The organism is Pseudomonas allokribbensis (genome assembly GCF_014863605.1).
Lineage (GTDB): Bacteria > Pseudomonadota > Gammaproteobacteria > Pseudomonadales > Pseudomonadaceae > Aquipseudomonas > Aquipseudomonas allokribbensis.
On sequence record NZ_CP062252.1, the window covers coordinates 6,497,735 to 6,514,739 of the forward strand.

Sequence of the window (17,005 nt, forward strand, 5' to 3'; positions counted from 1 at the left end):
CATGAACAGTGTGCTGATTCGCAATGCGCGCCTGGTTGATGACGGGCATGAGTTCTACGCCGATCTGCTGGTCAGCCACGGTCGCATCGTCAAGATCGGCCGCAGCATCTTCGGAGAAAACGCCACACTGGAAATCGACGCCAACGGCCAATGGCTGTTGCCGGGAATGATCGACGACCAGGTGCATTTCCGTGAGCCGGGCTCGCCAACCAAAGGCAGCATCTACACCGAATCCCGCGCAGCCGTGGCCGGTGGCATCACCAGTTTCATGGACATGCCCAACACCAACCCGACCACCCTCACCCTCGAAGCGCTGGCCGACAAAAAGCGTCGAGCGGCGATCAACTCGGTGGCCAACTACGGCTTTCACTTCGGCGTCAGTCACGACAACCTGGACACCGTCGCGGCGCTCAATCCCAGTGAAGTGGCCGGGGTCAAAGTGTTCATGGGGGCATCGACCGGCAACATGCTGGTTGATGACCCCAAAACGCTGGAGCGATTGTTCGCCGAGGTGCCGACGATCCTGCTGGCCCATTGCGAACACACGCCGTGCATCGAGGCCAACACCGCCAGATTGCGCGAGCAGTTCGGCGATCATCTCCCTCCCGACGCCCATGCGCTGATCCGTAATGCCGAGGCCTGCTATCGCTCCTCTTCGCTGGCGGTGGATCTCGCCAAACGCCATGGCACTCGCCTGCACGTGCTGCACCTGACCACCGCCCGGGAACTGCAACTGTTCGAGGACAAACCTCTGGCGCATAAACGCATCACGGCGGAGGTTTGCCTGCATCACCTGCTGTTCGATGATCGCGACTATCCGGACTTCGGCAACCAGATCAAATGCAACCCGGCGATCAAAAGCCAGGCTGATCGCGATGCGCTGCGTCTGGCCTTGTCGAGCAATCGACTGGATGTGATCGGCAGCGACCACGCCCCGCATACCTGGGCGGAGAAACAGCTGTCGTATGCCCAGGCACCGTCCGGCCTGCCTCTGGTGCAACATGCGTTGCCGGCGTTGTTGGAACTGGTAGCGGATGGCGTGCTGCCGATCACCACGCTGGTAGCGAAGACCAGCCACCGGGTGGCCGACCTGTTTGCCATTCCGGATCGCGGTTATTTGAGGGAAGGTTATTGGGCGGATCTGGTATTGATTCAGCCAGAGCCCGAGGGTGTCGCGGTATCACGACAACCGATCCTGTCACAGTGCGGATGGACGCCGTTTGCTCGCCGAAGCTTTCGCCATCGGGTGAGTACGACGCTGGTGTCGGGACAGGTTGCGTGGAACGACAATCGGCTGCATGACGGGTGTCAGGGATTGCCGTTACGGTTCATGCGCTAGAAAAAACCGCCCCCACACTGTTGTGGGGGCGGTTCGATTTTCAGGCTCTTGGTTTGACGGTGCCGCAATCCTGGCCCAACCACACGGCGCGGGTTTCCAGACTGCCCTTCTGGTTGATCCCGATGGCATTGAACGTGCCGTTGGCGATGGTGGTGAACTCACGATCGCTGACGAACGTCGCCACACCGGTGCCCGAGGCTCGCGGGCAACTGAAACGGAATTTCCATTGGTTGCCGTTGCGCTCGGTGATCTGCTGTTTGCAGCCCGACTGCGGGTCTGCCAGCGGAATATCATTGGTCGCCACTTGCTGCGGTGTCAGGCAGGCACGGATGCCTTTGCCACCGATGTTGATCCCTTGCTTCTCCAGCGCCGCCCGCTGTTGCGGGGAGATCTGGCCCTGAATCTGGCCGAGGATCGATTGCACGTCCATGGCCTGATCATCGACCTTTACGTTGCTCGACGTCATTTCCCACAACCCCGGCTGCAGCATTTGCGCCTGAGCAACCAACGGCAAGGCCAACCCCAGACCCAGCGCCAAACCCAGCAGACGAACGTTCATTGAAAAACTCCTGATCAGTAGTGGCCGTTAGACGCCGGCCGCTTGTTTCGGTTCATGGCCTGCTTTCATGGCTAAAAAGAAAATAGCGACAACCGCAAAGGAACATGGTCTGTTAAGCATTGAATCTTCAGGAGCAAGGTTGCCCCATGGATTATTTTGGACCGCACATCTTCGGTTATCTGATCGCTCTGATACATAGCCTGGGCACGATTGCCGCCATCCATGCGGTGTTGACCGTCCGTACCGCGCAAGGCTCGATCGCCTGGGCGCTGTCGCTGATCTTCATTCCCTATCTCACCCTCATTCCCTACCTGGTGTTCGGTCGCAGCACCTTCGACGGTTATATCAAGGCCCGGCGTCAGGCCAACGAACAGATGCGTCAGGCCGTTTCCGAACTCAACTGGCGGCCGTGGGTAGAGGAAGCCCTGACCGCTCGCGCCTCGAATGCCTACGACTCACTACGGGCGATGCCGAAGCTGGGCCGCATGCCGTGCCTGGCCAACAATGAAGTGCGATTGCTGATCAACGGCACCGCCACGTTCGACGCGATTTTCCACGCAATCGACCAGGCTCGGGAAGCCGTGCTGATTCAGTTTTTCATCATTCACGACGATCACCTCGGCCAGCGCCTGCGCGAACTGCTGCTGAAGAAAGCCGCAGAAGGCGTTGCGATTCATCTGCTGTACGACCGCATCGGCAGCCACGCCCTGCCCCACAGTTATGTGCAGGCCCTGCGCGATGGCGGAGTCGAAGTTAAAGCGTTCGCTACCCGCAGCGGCTGGCTCAATCGCTTCCAGGTGAATTTCCGCAACCATCGCAAGATCGTCGTGGTCGACGGAATGATCGGCTTCGTTGGCGGGCATAACGTCGGCGACGAATACATGGGCGAAAAACCACCCCTGGCACCATGGCGCGACACCCACGTTCAGGTGCGCGGCCCGGTGGTCGCTTGCATGCAGGAGTCATTTGCCGAAGACTGGTTCTGGGCCGCGCGTACGCTGCCGCCGCTGATCCTGCCGGACGTCTATCCGGAAGACGGCGTGCTCTGCCAACTGCTGGCCAGCGGCCCGGCGGATGCCTACGAAACCTGTTCGCTGTTCTTCGTCGAAGCCATCCATGCCGCGACTGAACGTGTGTGGATCACCAGCCCTTACTTCATCCCCGACGAAGCGGTTTTCGCCGCATTGCGCCTCGCGGTGCTGCGCGGTGTCGATGTGCGATTACTGCTGCCTTCGCGCCCCGATCACCGCATCGTTTACGCAGCATCGAGCCTTTACGCGTTCGAAGCGGTGCGCGCCGGGGTGCGGGTGTTCCGCTACGAACCGGGTTTCCTGCATCAGAAAGTGGTGTTGGTCGACAGCGAAATCAGCGCCATCGGCAGCGCCAATCTGGACAACCGTTCGTTCCGGTTGAATTTCGAAGTGATGTTGCTGACGGTCGATAGCGAATTCGCCGGCCACGTGGAACAGATGCTCAATGAGGACTTTGCCCAGGCCTACGAAATCGCCAAGGAAGAAGGCCGGGAGATCCACCGCCTGCAACAACTCGGCATGCGGATCGCCCGGCTGATTTCACCGATTCTCTAGCTCAAGGGTTATAGATGTCGTCGCGGGTCCACGGCAGTTCATGGCTGCCATCGGGGTGGGCCTTCACCGCGAGAATCTGGTGCAAATTGATCCAGCCCCGGGCAAACGCGTAGGCGCAACCGGCCAGGTACAGGCGCCAGATACGCAGGGCCTGATCCGGCACCAGTTTGCCGGCCGCTTCGAGGTTGTCCTCCAGCCGCTCGCTCCAATGGTCCAGCGTGCGCGCGTAATGCAGACGCAGGCTTTCGACATCGACGACCTCCAGACCGGCCTCGCTGATCTCGGCCGAGATCATCGCCAGGTGTGGCAGCTCGCCATTGGGGAACACATATTTTTCGATGAAGTCGCCAGCACCGCGTCCCACCGGACGGCCATCGGTGTGCTTGGCGGTGATGCCGTGGTTCATCACCAGACCGCCCTCTTTCACCGCGCCGAACAGGGTTTTGCAGTACTCGGCCAGGTTGGCGTGACCCACGTGCTCAAACATGCCGACGCTCACCACTTTGTCGAAACGCCCGTCCTGCGGCAGATCGCGGTAATCGAGCAGTTGCAGTTCGATCTGATCTTCCAGGCCTTCGGCTTTGACGCGCTCCCGAGCCAGCGCCAGTTGCTCCTTGCTCAGGGTGATACCGAAGACTTTGGCACCGAACTCACGGGCGGCGTAACGCGCCAGACCGCCCCAACCGCAACCCACATCCAGCAAGTAGTCACCCGGTTGCAGGCGCAGCTTGCGACACAGGTGCCGGAACTTCGCCTGCTGGGCCTGCTCCAGGGTTTCGCTGCCGGTTTCGAAATAGGCGCAGGAATACGCCATGTCGCTGTCCAGCCACAGCTGATAGAACGCGTTGGACAGGTCGTAGTGGTAGGAAATGGCTTTGGCGTCGGTTTCCTTGTCGTGCACGGTTCGCACCGGCTGACTGTCTTCGTCCTCGTCGAGCAACGCGTTGCTCAATTCATCGCAGACCCGGATGACCTCGCTGATCGAGCCCTCGAGTTCGAGCTTGCCCTCAACGAACGCCGCCCCCAGCGCGTCGAGACTTGGATGGGTCAATTGAGACACCATCAACGGGTCCTTGACCACGATGGTGACGCTGGGCGTCGGGCCCAAATTGAATTCATGGCCGTCCCAGAGTCGCAGGCGAAGCGGAAGCTGCAGATTCTGTAAGGCCGGTGGAAGTTGCGCGAGCATGGAATATCCCCCTGGTTTCAGACGTCTGATCTGAGGGTAGACCATCCTTGAAAATTAGCAGGCTATCGATTCGATAGTCGCCACCTATCAGCCAACGTGGCTGCAACGGCACCGATCTCCGTGCTCCAGTGCGCCTTCTCTGAAGACTTCAAGACCGGCGCACAGTTCGAAAAATGATCAATTCTGCTCGTTCAGCTTCAACAGCGGCTCCTGGAAGCGCAACAAGCGACCGGCATTGCCCAACACCAGCAATGTGCTGAGGTTGTGTAGCAGCGCAGCGATCATCGCCCCGGCGGCACCTAGCCAGCCGAACGCGGCGAACACGACGATGGCCAGCGTCCAGCCCAGACCGATGATCACGTTTACCTGCAGCGTGCGCCGACATTGGCGGCTCAGGCGCACACAAGTGCCGAGACGGCGCAGATCACTGCCGATCAGCACGATGTCGGCGGACGCCAATGCGATGTCCGCACCGCCCGCCCCCATCGCAACCCCCACCACCCCGGCCTTGAGTGCCAGCGAATCGTTGATGCCGTCGCCGACCACCATCGGCCGGAAACCGTTGTCGATTTCCTTCAACACTCGATTGAGTTTGTCTTCGGGCAAGGCTTGGGCTTCGACTTCATGCAGGCCGACATCCCGCGCCAGGGTTTGCGCCACGCTCTGACGGTCGCCGGTCAGCAACAGTTGCCGACCGAGGCCCAATTCGCGCAGTTCGCTCAAGGCGAAGCGTGCTTCCGGTTTGACGCTGTCAGCCAGTAACAACCAGGCGAGAAACTCACCATTCAAGGCCAAGCCGGCGATCGGGCCGTCGTGATCGGGAACCGATGTGGTCGGGATGCCCAGTTGCGCAAACAGCTCCGGGCGACCGAGTGCCGCTTCACCCTGCTCCGTCTTGGCGACCACACCCAAACCTTGTCGTTCGTGAATGTCGGTCAGTACCAGCACGTTGTCTGCATGAACCAGACCCGCCAGTGCACGACTGACCGGGTGACTGCTGGCAGCGCCAAGACTGGCAGCCAGCGCCATCACGGAATCGTGATCCGCCTGCGCGCTGTTGATCGACTGCAAACGCAACGTGCCGTAGGTGAGCGTGCCGGTCTTGTCGACCACCAGGGACGTGAGGTCAGCCAACTCTTCAAGGAAGGCCGAACTGCGGATCAGAATCCCGTGCCGCGCCGCGACCGCCACACCGGCAATCGCCGTGGCCGGTGCCGACAACACCAGCGCGCAAGGACAGGCTGCGACCAGCACCGCCAACATTGCCTGCGCATCGTTGGTGACAAACCAGGTCACCGCCGCCAGCAGCAACACCAGCACCATGTAGCTGCCAGCGTAACGTTCCAGCAGCCGGGTGATCGGTGGTTTGGAACGCTCGGCGTTCTGCATCAGCGCGATGACCTTGCCCAGGGTCGATTCATCGCCGGTGCGGGTCACTTCAATACGCAGCAAACCATCGAGGTTGATCGCCCCGCCAAACACGGTCATTCCGACGCCCGCCTCCACCGGCACCGACTCACCGGTGATCGACGCTGTGTCGAGGCTGGCCTGGCCGGACAACACCCGCCCGTCTGCCGGCACCCGATCACCAGCGCGGACTTCAACGGAGTCACCCGCCTTGAGCGTGCCGTTATCGACTTCGATCACAGTGCCGTCCGCCTGGATTTTCCGTGCATGGCTGCGAGTAAGTTGACCCAACGCGTGAATCGCCTCCTGCGAGCCAATCACGCTGCGCTCCTCCAGCACATGGCCGAAGATCATGATGATCGGCAGCAGCGCAGCGGTGAGCAGGTCACCGGTTGCCCAAGCGCCAAGCATCGCCAGCGCGATCAATTGGTCGGTGATGCCGTGCAGACTCGGATAACGCAAGCTGAACCATGCCGAACGCATCACTGGCACTGCGACCAGCAAAGAAGCAACACCGAGCAGCAACTGACTGACGCCGGTTTGCTCCGGCATCAACCAGCGCCAGATCAATCCAAGCCCAAGCAAGCCAAGGGCGAGCATCGCCAGGGTCAATTGGCGCGCAGCGCGACGTTGCTCAGCCGAGGACAACAGGCTCGGTGCGGCGGTAGTGGCGGTCATTTACTGGCTCCCTGAATGATCAGGCGGGAATCGTCTTTCGGATCGACCGTGGTGACCGAACCGGCCTGGCTGAGAATTTTCGGTATCCGTTCGCGGTACAGGCGCAGCAGCATTTGCGGGTCGGTGCCCTGCTGTCGGGCCTGGGCCAGACTCATGACGGTCGCGGTATCGGCGGAGGCTTTTGCCAACCGCTCACCGGCCTGGGCATGGGCGACCTGCAAGGTACGGTCGGCCAGTTCGTTGGCGGTCTGGGTGATTTTTTCAGCGTCGGTGCGGGCATTGGCCACCGCTTTGTCAGCCTGTTGGCTGGCGGTCAGTACGGCGTTGAAAGCACCGACCGCCGGCTCGGGCAGACTCGATTGCACATCGACCCGTGCCACTTCGATACCGATGCCCTGCCCGCTCGACTTCAATTCAGCCAAGCGACGATTGATGCCTTGCACCAGGTCGCCGCGCAATCGCTCGCGTCGTTCGGCGGCTTGATTGTCGGCGCCGATCAGTTCCGGTCGCGCCACCAGAATGGTGTCCAGATCCCGCGCCGCCGTCAGGGCCACCGCACTGCGGGTCACCAGTCGATCCAGTGCCGGCAGCACATGGTCGCCTTGCAGCACGAAGTCATAAGGATCGGTGACCTTGTAGAACACCCGCACATCCAGCTGCACGACACCGGCATCACCCGTGAGCAAATAGCCTGAACCGGCCAATGCATCGCTCAGCGGTGTGGCGAATGTCGCAACGCGATCGGCCTGTATTGCAGCAGGACTGCGCAACAGGTTTTCCACTCGACGCTCGATGACCCGATCCGCCGCCGGCAGCAAAACAACCTGTTCGAACGGCTGCGGCCAAGCCAATAACAACCCGGCATTCTGGATGCGATCCAGTGCACCGAAATGCATGACCACCGCGCGATTCTGCGGGTCGATCTGCCGCACGTTGGAAAACGCCCAGGCCAACGCCGCCAACACCGTCACCGCGTACAGGGCAAAAAACGCCAGACGTCCCGCCTGAATCCACGGACTGTTCAACGAATTTGTTCCACGTGGAACTTCACTCATGGCTGCGTTCCGGTCTTGCTGTCCATATTCGGCGGGCCATCCACCAGCACTCGGAATGGCGCGGCGTCGGTGCGCAGGATCAATTTGGTGTCCGGCGTGACGATAGTGCCAAGGGTATCCAGCGAACGCAGCAGGTTGTACAGCTGCGGCGATCCAGCATAAGCACGGCCATAAATCTGCGCCGCTTCGACCCGAGATTGCGCTTCGATTTCGGCCGCTTTCACCGTCGCGTCAGCCTGTACGATTCGCGCATCACGTTCAGCGCCGGAACGAATCTGCGCGGCTTCACGCTTGCCGATCGCCGTGCGTTCGGTGGCGATGGTTTCACGCTCGGCGCGCATCCGGTCAACCGTCGCGGTGAGTGTCACCGACGGCAAGGTCAGTCGCTCGATACCCACTTGCACCACGCGCACACCGTAAGTGGCGAGCAACTGCTGATCGATCTGTTGACGCAACTGCGCTTCGAAATCGGCGATGTGCACCTGGTTGGCATCGGTGTTGACCAGATTGGCCAGGTCGAAACTGCTGGCGGTGGTCTCCAGTGCCGAGCCGACAAAGGTACGAATCTGCCGCGCCGCCTCATCTGGCTGATTCTGCACTGCGCGCATGAAACGCTGAACATTGTCCGCGTCACCCTGCACCTGCCACGCGACATACGCTTGCACAATGATGCGCAAACCGTCGCGGGTGCCGACATCCTGCAAACCACTCGATGTGGTGCGCAGACGCAGATCCACCGGGATCGCCGCTTCGAACGGCGCCGGCCAGCGCCAGCTCAGACCGGGCTCCAGCAACACCCGGGACGGATTGCCGAAGCGGGTGATGACCGTGGCTTCACCGGAGCGCACCTGCACCAGACTTGCCGCTGCGATGGCAAACGCCACCAGCAACACAGCCCAGCCCATGTGTCGCCACGGGAAAGGCCCCGCTTCTTCCGGAGCACCATGATGGTGGTGGTGATGCCCGTGATGGTGATGGCCGCCATGAGCATGGTCGTGACCGCTGTGGTCATGGTGATCGTGAGTATGCGACTGGCTCAATGGGTGGCTCCTGGTTGAGCGGTGGTGCGCGCCGGCGTCGGGTCAGCCGGCAGCGTGAACGTACGCAGGTCGATGGTCGGCGCGTTGCTGCTGCCGCCGAGACGATGGTCGAGCACCAACAGTTTGGCTTTACCCAGTCCCTGACTGAGCTGGCTGAGGTACTGCTCCAGCACAAAGGCCTGACCGGCGCTGGCGTAGGCTTTTTGCTCGGCGCTGAATTTCTGGTCCGCCGCGCGGGCGGTCGAGCTGGTTTCGTGGGCATTGGCGCTGGCCTGATCGCGCGCGAGACTGGCCTGCAACTGCGCCTGATTACTTGCTTCGGCAGCCGCGCCACGCTCACGAGAGATCAACGCCTGGGCGCCGATCTGCGCCGCTTGCACGCTGTGGTACGCGTTGGCCGCACCGGCCGGTGGGTGAATTGCCTCGACCACCGTGGCGAGAATTTCTACGCCGCTGTCGAGCTTCTGAAGATCGTTTTGCACGGCGCGGCCAATTTCATCGGCCAGCCCTACCCTGTCTTGCCCCAGCAAACCGTCGAGGGTGCGTGACGCAAAATCGTGGACCAGAATCCGGCTCGCAGTGCTGCGGATCAGCGTCGGCACATCCGCACTGTTGTAAGTCGCGGCCAACGCTGCCTGATCGCTGAGGCCGATGCGGTAGACGAAACGCACGTCCATGTTGACGATCTGGAAGCTCTGTTGCTCGCCACGGCTGCTGGCGATGACCTGGGATTTGTCGTTGACGTGGCTGGCATCCCACAAGCGGTTGGCGGTGATCGGGGCCGGACCTTCCGCCGGATCCGGCAGCACGGGCGCCGGATTTTCGCCCACGCTGGTCGCCAGTTCATGCACCACGCCATTCTCCACGTTCAACACCCGGCCCAGCGGCCAAGGCAGGCCGGCATGCAAACCGGGGCCGAACACCTGCACCGGTTTGCCGAAGCGCTCGTAGATGCCACGACTTTGCAGCGGGATTTCATGAATGCCGGTGAGCAACCAGCCCACCGCCGCCACCAGCACCAACACCGGCAGGAACGCCCGGCGCATGTAACTGAAGGCCCAGATCTGCCGCAGATCGATACCGAAGCGGTTGTGCAATTCGTGCTGCAAGGCGAGCAATGGTTGCGGCGGCCAGCGCAGCAGATCGGCAACAAAACTGCGGGCCAGCAGCACCGGTTCAAGTTGTTCGCGGCGCGGACTGAACAGCGACAGCACGGCACGCAGCAACAACTCCAGCGCGACCAGCCCCGGCAGGATGCCGATCAACACCGCCAGCCGCACAGGCCAGACCGAACTCTCACTGGCGAACAGCAAGCACAATGCACCCAGTACCAGACTGATGATGACCACTCGAACCAGCTGCGCCAGCGCTCCCGCCTCGGGCCATTGCGCCGGGTTTTCCTGAGCCAGTTGCCGCTCCAGCACCAGCAGACCGAACGCCAGCAGCAGCGCAATCGCCGCGCTGACGGAAGCGGACAAACCCACCGCAGCCGAAGGCAATGCCAGGTTCCACATCTGCTCGATGCCGAGCAACGCCAACAGCGCCAGACCGCCCAGCCATAAGGTTGCCGCGCCGATCTGTCCCAGCACATGCAGGCTGCGTCGGCTCAATCGATCCAGCAGTCGCTCGTACCAGCCGTCCGGCCCCGGCGTTTCTGCCTCGACAGTCACCGGCACCACCGGGTTGATCACCCGCGCCCGCCAATCGGCCACCCACCACGCCGATTGCAGCCCGGCAACCAGTACCAGCAACGCCGCACTCTGATTGACCAGCAGCGCCGGCCACAGCGATTGCGAGGCGAACAGGCCAACAAAAAACGCCAGCACCCCTCCGGCCACGGCCAACCCGCCGAGTCCGATGGCCAACCGGCGCAATCGGCGACCCTGAGCCGCCGCCTGCTGAAAGCGCGGCAAACCGGTCACTTGCGTGCCATCAACGTCCAGATCGACTTGCATAACCCCCCAAAACCCTTGGCTCACTGCACAACTCGTTACGATATAACGAAATCCGTGAAATATTTGTACTCAATTTCACATTCAAGGATGCCCAACCTGTCGCGTTCCTGAAGCCTTGACCGAAATGTCCGGAAACGCACATATTACGTACGTAATTTTTAGCGATCCGCATTCTTCAGCCAGGAGTAAGCGCATGAGCAACTATGACGTAGTGATTCTGGGCGGTGGGCCCGGCGGTTATAACGCGGCGATCCGCGCCGGCCAGTTAGGCCTCAAGGCCGCGTGCGTGGAAGGCCGCGCCACGCTGGGCGGCACCTGCCTCAACGTTGGTTGCATGCCGTCCAAGGCGCTGTTGCATGCGTCCGAACTCTACGACGCGGCGATGGGGGCGGAATTTGCCAACCTCGGCATCGAGGTCAAACCGACGCTCAACCTCGCGCAAATGATGAAACAGAAGGACGAAAGCGTCGCCGGCCTGACCAAAGGCATCGAGTTCCTGTTCCGTAAGAACAAGGTCGACTGGATCAAGGGCTGGGGCCACATCGATGGTCCCGGAAAAGTCAGCGTGACCGGCGATCAGGGCAGCCGCATCGAACTGACCGCCACCGACATCGTCATCGCCACCGGTTCCGAGCCCACTCCCCTGCCCGGCGTGGCAATCGACAACCAGCGCATCCTCGATTCCACCGGCGCCCTGTCCTTGAGCGAAGTGCCCAAGCATCTGGTGGTGATCGGTGCCGGCGTGATCGGCCTCGAACTCGGCTCGGTCTGGCGGCGACTCGGCGCGCAAGTGACGGTGGTGGAATACCTCGACCGCATCTGCCCCGGCGTGGACGGCGAGGCCGGCAAGACCCTGCAACGCTCGCTGAGCAAACAGGGCATCAGTTTCAAATTGAGTTCCAAAGTCACCAGCGCCACGTCTTCGGCCAACGGCGTGCAACTGAGCATCGAACCGGCAGCTGGCGGCACCGCCGAGCTGCTGGAAGCTGATTACGTGCTGGTCGCCATCGGTCGCCGTCCTTACACCCAAGGCCTGGGCCTGGAGAACGTCGGCCTGAGCACCGACAAACGCGGCATGCTCGCCAACAAACACCATCGCACCGAAGCACCCGGCGTTTGGGTGATAGGCGATGTCACCTCAGGGCCGATGCTCGCGCACAAGGCCGAAGACGAAGCCATGGCCTGCATCGAGCAGATCGTCGGCAAGGCGGGCGAGGTCAACTACGACCTGATCCCCAACGTGATCTACACCAAACCGGAACTGGCCAGCGTCGGCAAGACCGAAGAGCAGCTCAAGGCTGAAGGCCGGGCCTACAAGGTCGGCAAGTTCCCGTTCACCGCCAACAGCCGGGCGAAGATCAATCACGAAACCGAAGGCTTTGCCAAAGTCATCGCCGACGCGCACACCGACGAAGTCCTTGGCGTGCATCTGGTCGGCCCGAGCGTCAGTGAAATGATCGGCGAGTACTGCGTGGCCATGGAGTTCAGCGCGTCGGCCGAAGACATTGCGCTGACCTGCCACCCTCACCCGACCCGTTCCGAGGCGTTGCGTCAGGCGGCAATGAATGTCGAGGGCATGGCAACGCAGATGTAAGCACTTCGCGGATACTTCCCGCGCAATGCGGGAAATATCAGGACGGCAAATGCCCCAGGGGCAACGCTCCCGGGGTCTTCACCGTGTGAATCGCAAAGTTGCTGCGGATGTCGCTTACCCCCGGCAACTTCAGCAGACAACCGGTTAAAAAACGGTCGTAGGCGCGCAAGTCCGGCACCACCACTTGCAGCAGAAAATCCGATTCCCCTGAGACCAGAAACGCCGAAATCACCTCCGGCAACGCTGTCACCGCCCGGTGAAACGCCTCGGCCTGTTCATCGTTGTGTCGTTCCACCTTGACCCCGACGAACACCGTCAGCCCCAGCCCCACCTCATCACGGTCCAGATTCGCCTGATAACCGCGAATCACCCCCGCCTCTTCGAGCATCCGCACCCGACGCAGGCACGGCGACGCGGACAAACCGATCTCGTCCGCCAGTTGCACATTGCTCAGGCGCCCGTCCCGTTGCAGCGCGGCGAGAATCTTGCGATCGAAGGCGTCGAGTTTCATGGTTGGCAGATCCTGATGGTGTAACCGCAAAAAGAAAGCAGGTTATGCCAATCCCAACAGTTATAGAAGCGAACTACGCAAGCACCTGCCCTGCCCCTCGGTCATAGACTGGTTGCACCGAATCGACAACGAAAGGGGTGCGACATGGCGAGTCTCTGGCTGTTTTTCCTGGCTTTGGCGGTGGTCTATCTGCTGCCCGGTCCGGACATGATCCTGCTGCTACAGACTGGCGCTCGTCAGGGTCGCGGCGCAGCGCTTGCCACGGCAGTGGGGCTGGCGGTTGCCCGAGGTTGTCATGTAGCGCTCGCGGCGCTGGGGCTGGCGGCGCTGTTCAAGGCTGCGCCGTGGACGTTCGATGCGGTGCGGATGGCCGGGGCGGCGTACTTGCTGTGGATCGGCATTCAATGCCTGCGCACCACGCTGCTGCCTGATCTGAACGCCGGCACCGTAATGGACAGCCATGGGCAGTGGCGCGCCGCAATCCGTCGTGGCCTGCTGACCAATCTGCTCAACCCGAAAGCCTTGCTGTTCTGCTCGGTGCTGCTGCCGCAATTCATCGTGGCGAATGGCTCACCGGTGCTGACGCAGTTTGCGGTGCTCGGTGCGATGCTGGTGGCCGCTGGATTGCTGTTCGACAGCGCCTATGCCTTGCTCGGCACGGCGCTGGGCCGCTGGCTGAAACACAGCCCAACGGCCCAACGCGTGCAGCAGTGGTTGTTCGGCAGCCTGTTGATCGGCTTCGCCGTGCGCCTGACGTTCGTCCAGCAGGCTTAGGCTTTGCGGGCCTTGCGCTGGCGGCGGGCAATCAGCAACAACGCCACCGCAGTGAAGACCACAATCGCACCGATCTGCACCGGCCACTTGTATGGCCGCAGTGTCGAACGCACCGAGTCGGTCACCTGAGTGACATAGCGCTTGTCAGCGTTTTCGAAGTCCGGATAAGGGCACTGATGGCCGAAATCCACGGCCCACAGAACGTACGGCCCTTCGTCGACATAACGTTTGTACAACGCGCTCTGTTCTTCCAGGCTGCTGTTCCAGCCGGCGGCCGAACACAGCACGGCGGCGAACGCCTGGCTGGTGTGCGGCAAGTTATCCGCCGCACGGTTGGCCAGCGCTGTGGCAACAAACCGATAGTGATATCGCTCATCCGGCTGCGCTTCGCTGGCCTTCTGACGTTGCACTTCGGCTTCGCTCACCAGAGGCCCGACTTTCAGCTCGGGGGTTTCCAGGCTGTAGTTGCCGCCGAAGGTCGCGTAATCCGGCGCCATTTCGTAACCCAGAATGTCCATGCCCCACTCGCGGGCCGTCCACGCCGCATTGAACAGTGCGCTGGCACGCTTGGTCGGCCACCACGCCGAATCAGCCTTCAGGCGTTGCTCGCCGTAGAGCCGGGCCTTGTTCTGCAGATCGGCATTGTCGAAATAACCGACCGCTTCTTTGTAGTGCCCTTCACGCAACAAACGCCGGCCCAGTAGATTGCGCAGGCTCGCAGCCACCGGCAGCGGCACGTAATTGTCACGATCCTGCTGGCTCAGAGCGGGCGGTGCCGGGACGTTGGTATCGACGTAGTTTTTCAGTTCCTCGACCGTCAGCACCCGCTCGGCCACGGTCGCAGCGTCGAACCAGTAAATGCTCTGGCTGCGATACAACTGATCGAAGGCCTGCAGGTACTCGCCACGTTGCAGCGCCAGAATCGCGCTTTCACCCTCGACCCGGCATTTGGGCTGAAGGGATTCAAGATTCCAGTCGGCGGTACGCCGCTCGCCCCAGGATTCACCCTGCGGGAACGCTTGCGCAGCTTTCGCATAGGCCGCAGCCGCCGCGACCTTGTCGCCATCGCGCACCGCCAGTTTCGCCCGCAGCCACCACGCCAGGCCGCTGTCGCCGGCGTGTTCGAGGAACGCCTTGGCGCTGGCGTAGTCGCCCTGTTGATAATTCATGGCCGCCAGACGATCAGCGTTATCGAGGCTGCCGCGCGTGCTCTCCTGCAACGCCTTGATCAGTTTTTTCTCGTTCGGCGGCTCGTCGCCGAATGACCAGCCGATCCGGCTGATCAGCGACGCGGTCACCAGCTGCTGCACGGCTTTGCCGCGCAACAACTTCTCCAGTCGATCCTCGGGTTCTTCGGCCAGATCGTTCATCAACAGCTTCAGCGAGGTGTAGCCGACGTTCGAGCCATGCAGGTTTTGCGTGGCATAGAGTTCGATGGCCTTGTCCCAACTGCCCGCCGTGCGCAGCGCTCGCGCTTCTTCGCCGAGGCTGGCCACGCCGAGTTCCAGCGGATCGCTGAAACCGTCGATGCTCAGTTGTCGCGTCTGGCGGAAGGCTTCGATGGCGTTTTCCAACGCGTCGAGCGTATCGCCTGCTTCGCTGCTCATGGCAAAGAACGCCCGGCCCAGCGAATAAGCGGCCCAGGTGCTGCGCAACGCGCGTTGATCGGCCGGCAGCGCCAGCAATTGGCGGAAGTACTCGACGGCCAGTTGATGATCACCGGCGCCGAACGCTACCGCGCCCGCCACATACAGACGCAGTTCCGCCGGCAGGCTCGCGCCCTGTACCTCGACCTGACGCGCATCGGTCAGGCTGCGCAGTTGCTTGACCAGCGCCTGCTGCTCCGCGCTCAGGCCTTGCTGCTCGGCCTTCTCACGCAGTTCAGCGAGCTCCTTGGGTTCGCCATAGATGTCATCCGGGTTGTAGGTGACCGCCGTGACGTTCTTCAGCCCGGCAATGGTCTTGCCGAGGCGATTGATCTCGAACTTGAAGTTGCCCTCCGGCAGTTCCGCCAGCGATTGCCCGCGATCATCGAGCAGACGCATCGGGAAATCCGGGCCGCAGGCCAGCGCCGATCCCAGCGGCAGGCTGAGGCTCAGGCAAAGCAGATGGCGGGGCCAGTTACGGGTCAACATGCGAACCTCCTTGATCAATATTTGCGCAACGTGCCCAACCGATCGCACGCTGCCCGCCCGCCGGCAATCGGCCGTCGCGCAGGCGGGTGAAGGTAAGCAGATCCGCTGACTGTTGCAATGCATAACCGGCGAGCGCATCGGCACCATCGCACCCCCGGGCTTTGACGGTGATGCGGGCGGGCCAGGCGCTGTCCAGGTTGCCGACGTTACGCAGGGCGATGTCTTGCAGGCCGTTGTGTTCGGTGAACGTCAGGCTGAGACGGCTGCTCAACGCGTCGCCTCGGGCGACCGCCCGCAGCGTGCTCAGACTCCAGGCCCTGCGGTCGTTGGCCAGCGGCAGGCGAAACCAGATCAGACCGGCCAGATGTTCCGGGCGATTCTCGCGCAATTCATTGGCCAGCCGGCCCAGTTGCTGCGGATCGGCGAGCAACTCGCGTCGCTCGCCGCTGCGATCCAGTGTGACTTCACTCTCCACCACCGGAGCGCCACCGGCGTCCGGCAACAGCGCCACACCGTAGGCGGGCAGCGCCAGGTAGAACGGTCTGTCGGACACCCTCCCCCAGGCGTTGGCCCAGCGTCGAGCCTGCTCGGGGTCGAACAGACCACGACGAGGATCACTGACGGCATGCACCTGCAACACACTGCTGTCGACAGCCGCCAACAGCGCCGGCAATTGCGGGCTGTCGAGCCAGGCGGGTAACGCGGTGATGCTCAAAGGCAGGTTGGCCGGCAATGCGCCGCGCAAATGAATGAGGAAATCGGTGTAGTCCGGCAATCGGGAATTGCCGGCATCATGGTCGATCTCGACGCCGCTCGGGGTCAGTCCCTGCCCTTGCCAGTCGACAAGCACCTGAAGAATCTGCGCCGTGACGGCTTGCTGGTCGAGCGCCTTGAGCTGGCCGTCGAGGCGAATCACCGCAATCAGCGCTCGGGCATCCTGCTTCAGCAGCGCGGAATCGACTCGCGCCCGACTCCATCCGGCATTCGGAAAGGCTTGCAGCACCAGCACCCGAAGCGTCGAGAAGTCGCCATGACTGTCCTTCAGGGCGAGTTCATGGGCCGGCGTCCATTGCCGCTGCCAGACGTAGAGTTGCTGATCGAGCGGCACGGCATCCCGGGGTTCACAACCACACAGCAGCAACGCCGCCACCACGGCTGACCACCCGATAAAAAAGCGCATACC

The 17,005-nt window shown here is 62.0% G+C and carries 13 protein-coding genes; 4 read left to right on the top strand and 9 right to left on the bottom strand.

Features of this window, described 5'->3' with window-relative positions; genetic code table 11:
* Position 1: 1 nt before the first annotated feature.
* Positions 2-1,339 carry a dihydroorotase gene (locus tag IF199_RS29985; RefSeq protein WP_192559351.1) on the top strand — a complete coding sequence of 446 codons (1,338 nt, stop codon included), beginning with the start codon at positions 2-4 and terminating at the stop codon, positions 1,337-1,339.
* Between the two features lie 40 nt (positions 1,340-1,379).
* Here the strand turns inward: IF199_RS29985 and IF199_RS29990 are convergent, their stop codons facing one another.
* Positions 1,380-1,898 carry a DUF3617 domain-containing protein gene (locus IF199_RS29990; RefSeq protein ID WP_096817084.1) on the bottom strand — a complete coding sequence of 173 codons (519 nt, stop codon included), beginning with the start codon at positions 1,896-1,898 and terminating at the stop codon, positions 1,380-1,382.
* 146 nt (positions 1,899-2,044) lie between these two features.
* Here IF199_RS29990 and cls point away from each other — a divergent pair, with 146 nt between their 5' ends.
* Positions 2,045-3,484: a cardiolipin synthase gene (cls, locus tag IF199_RS29995; protein WP_192559352.1), complete on the top strand. Its 1,440-nt coding sequence runs from the start codon at positions 2,045-2,047 to the stop codon at positions 3,482-3,484.
* 1 nt (position 3,485) lies between these two features.
* On the opposite strand, the gene cfaB is transcribed toward cls, so the two are convergent.
* The 5 genes from cfaB to hflK (IF199_RS30020) all read right to left on the bottom strand — a co-directional run bounded on the left by cfaB (position 3,486) and on the right by hflK (IF199_RS30020) (position 10,808).
* On the bottom strand, positions 3,486-4,673 hold the full coding sequence (gene cfaB / locus IF199_RS30000) for a C17 cyclopropane fatty acid synthase CfaB (protein ID WP_192559353.1): 1,188 nt from the start codon (positions 4,671-4,673) through the stop codon (positions 3,486-3,488).
* A gap of 177 nt (positions 4,674-4,850) precedes the next feature.
* A complete protein-coding gene (locus IF199_RS30005; protein ID WP_192559354.1) occupies positions 4,851-6,758 on the bottom strand; it encodes a heavy metal translocating P-type ATPase in 1,908 nt (635 codons plus the stop codon).
* Positions 6,755-7,813 carry a protease modulator HflK gene (hflK, locus tag IF199_RS30010; RefSeq protein ID WP_192559355.1) on the bottom strand — a complete coding sequence of 353 codons (1,059 nt, stop codon included), beginning with the start codon at positions 7,811-7,813 and terminating at the stop codon, positions 6,755-6,757. Before hflK (IF199_RS30010) ends, IF199_RS30005 begins: the two co-directional genes overlap by 4 nt.
* A complete protein-coding gene (gene hflC / locus IF199_RS30015; protein WP_192559356.1) occupies positions 7,810-8,853 on the bottom strand; it encodes a protease modulator HflC in 1,044 nt (347 codons plus the stop codon). The genes hflK (IF199_RS30010) and hflC overlap by 4 nt, the downstream gene beginning before the upstream one ends.
* A complete protein-coding gene (gene hflK, locus IF199_RS30020) occupies positions 8,850-10,808 on the bottom strand; it encodes a protease modulator HflK (RefSeq protein ID WP_192559357.1) in 1,959 nt (652 codons plus the stop codon). Before hflK (IF199_RS30020) ends, hflC begins: the two co-directional genes overlap by 4 nt.
* Positions 10,809-11,001: 193 nt before the next feature.
* Between hflK (IF199_RS30020) and lpdA the strand changes: the two genes are divergently transcribed.
* Complete coding sequence (lpdA, locus tag IF199_RS30025) at positions 11,002-12,402, top strand: dihydrolipoyl dehydrogenase (RefSeq protein WP_192559358.1); 1,401 nt, start codon at positions 11,002-11,004, stop codon at positions 12,400-12,402.
* A gap of 37 nt (positions 12,403-12,439) precedes the next feature.
* Here the strand turns inward: lpdA and IF199_RS30030 are convergent, their stop codons facing one another.
* Complete coding sequence (locus tag IF199_RS30030) at positions 12,440-12,913, bottom strand: Lrp/AsnC family transcriptional regulator (RefSeq protein ID WP_007954205.1); 474 nt, start codon at positions 12,911-12,913, stop codon at positions 12,440-12,442.
* Positions 12,914-13,057: 144 nt separating this feature from the next.
* On the opposite strand from IF199_RS30030, the gene IF199_RS30035 reads away from it, so the two are divergent.
* Complete coding sequence (locus tag IF199_RS30035) at positions 13,058-13,687, top strand: LysE family translocator (protein ID WP_192559359.1); 630 nt, start codon at positions 13,058-13,060, stop codon at positions 13,685-13,687.
* Here the strand turns inward: IF199_RS30035 and IF199_RS30040 are convergent.
* On the bottom strand, positions 13,684-15,822 hold the full coding sequence (locus tag IF199_RS30040; protein WP_192559360.1) for a tetratricopeptide repeat protein: 2,139 nt from the start codon (positions 15,820-15,822) through the stop codon (positions 13,684-13,686). The two genes, IF199_RS30035 and IF199_RS30040, sit on opposite strands and share 4 nt — an antisense overlap.
* Positions 15,809-17,002, bottom strand: coding sequence for a DUF3142 domain-containing protein (locus tag IF199_RS30045; protein WP_192559361.1), 1,194 nt, complete (start codon positions 17,000-17,002; stop codon positions 15,809-15,811). Before IF199_RS30045 ends, IF199_RS30040 begins: the two co-directional genes overlap by 14 nt.
* Positions 17,003-17,005: the final 3 nt, after the last annotated feature.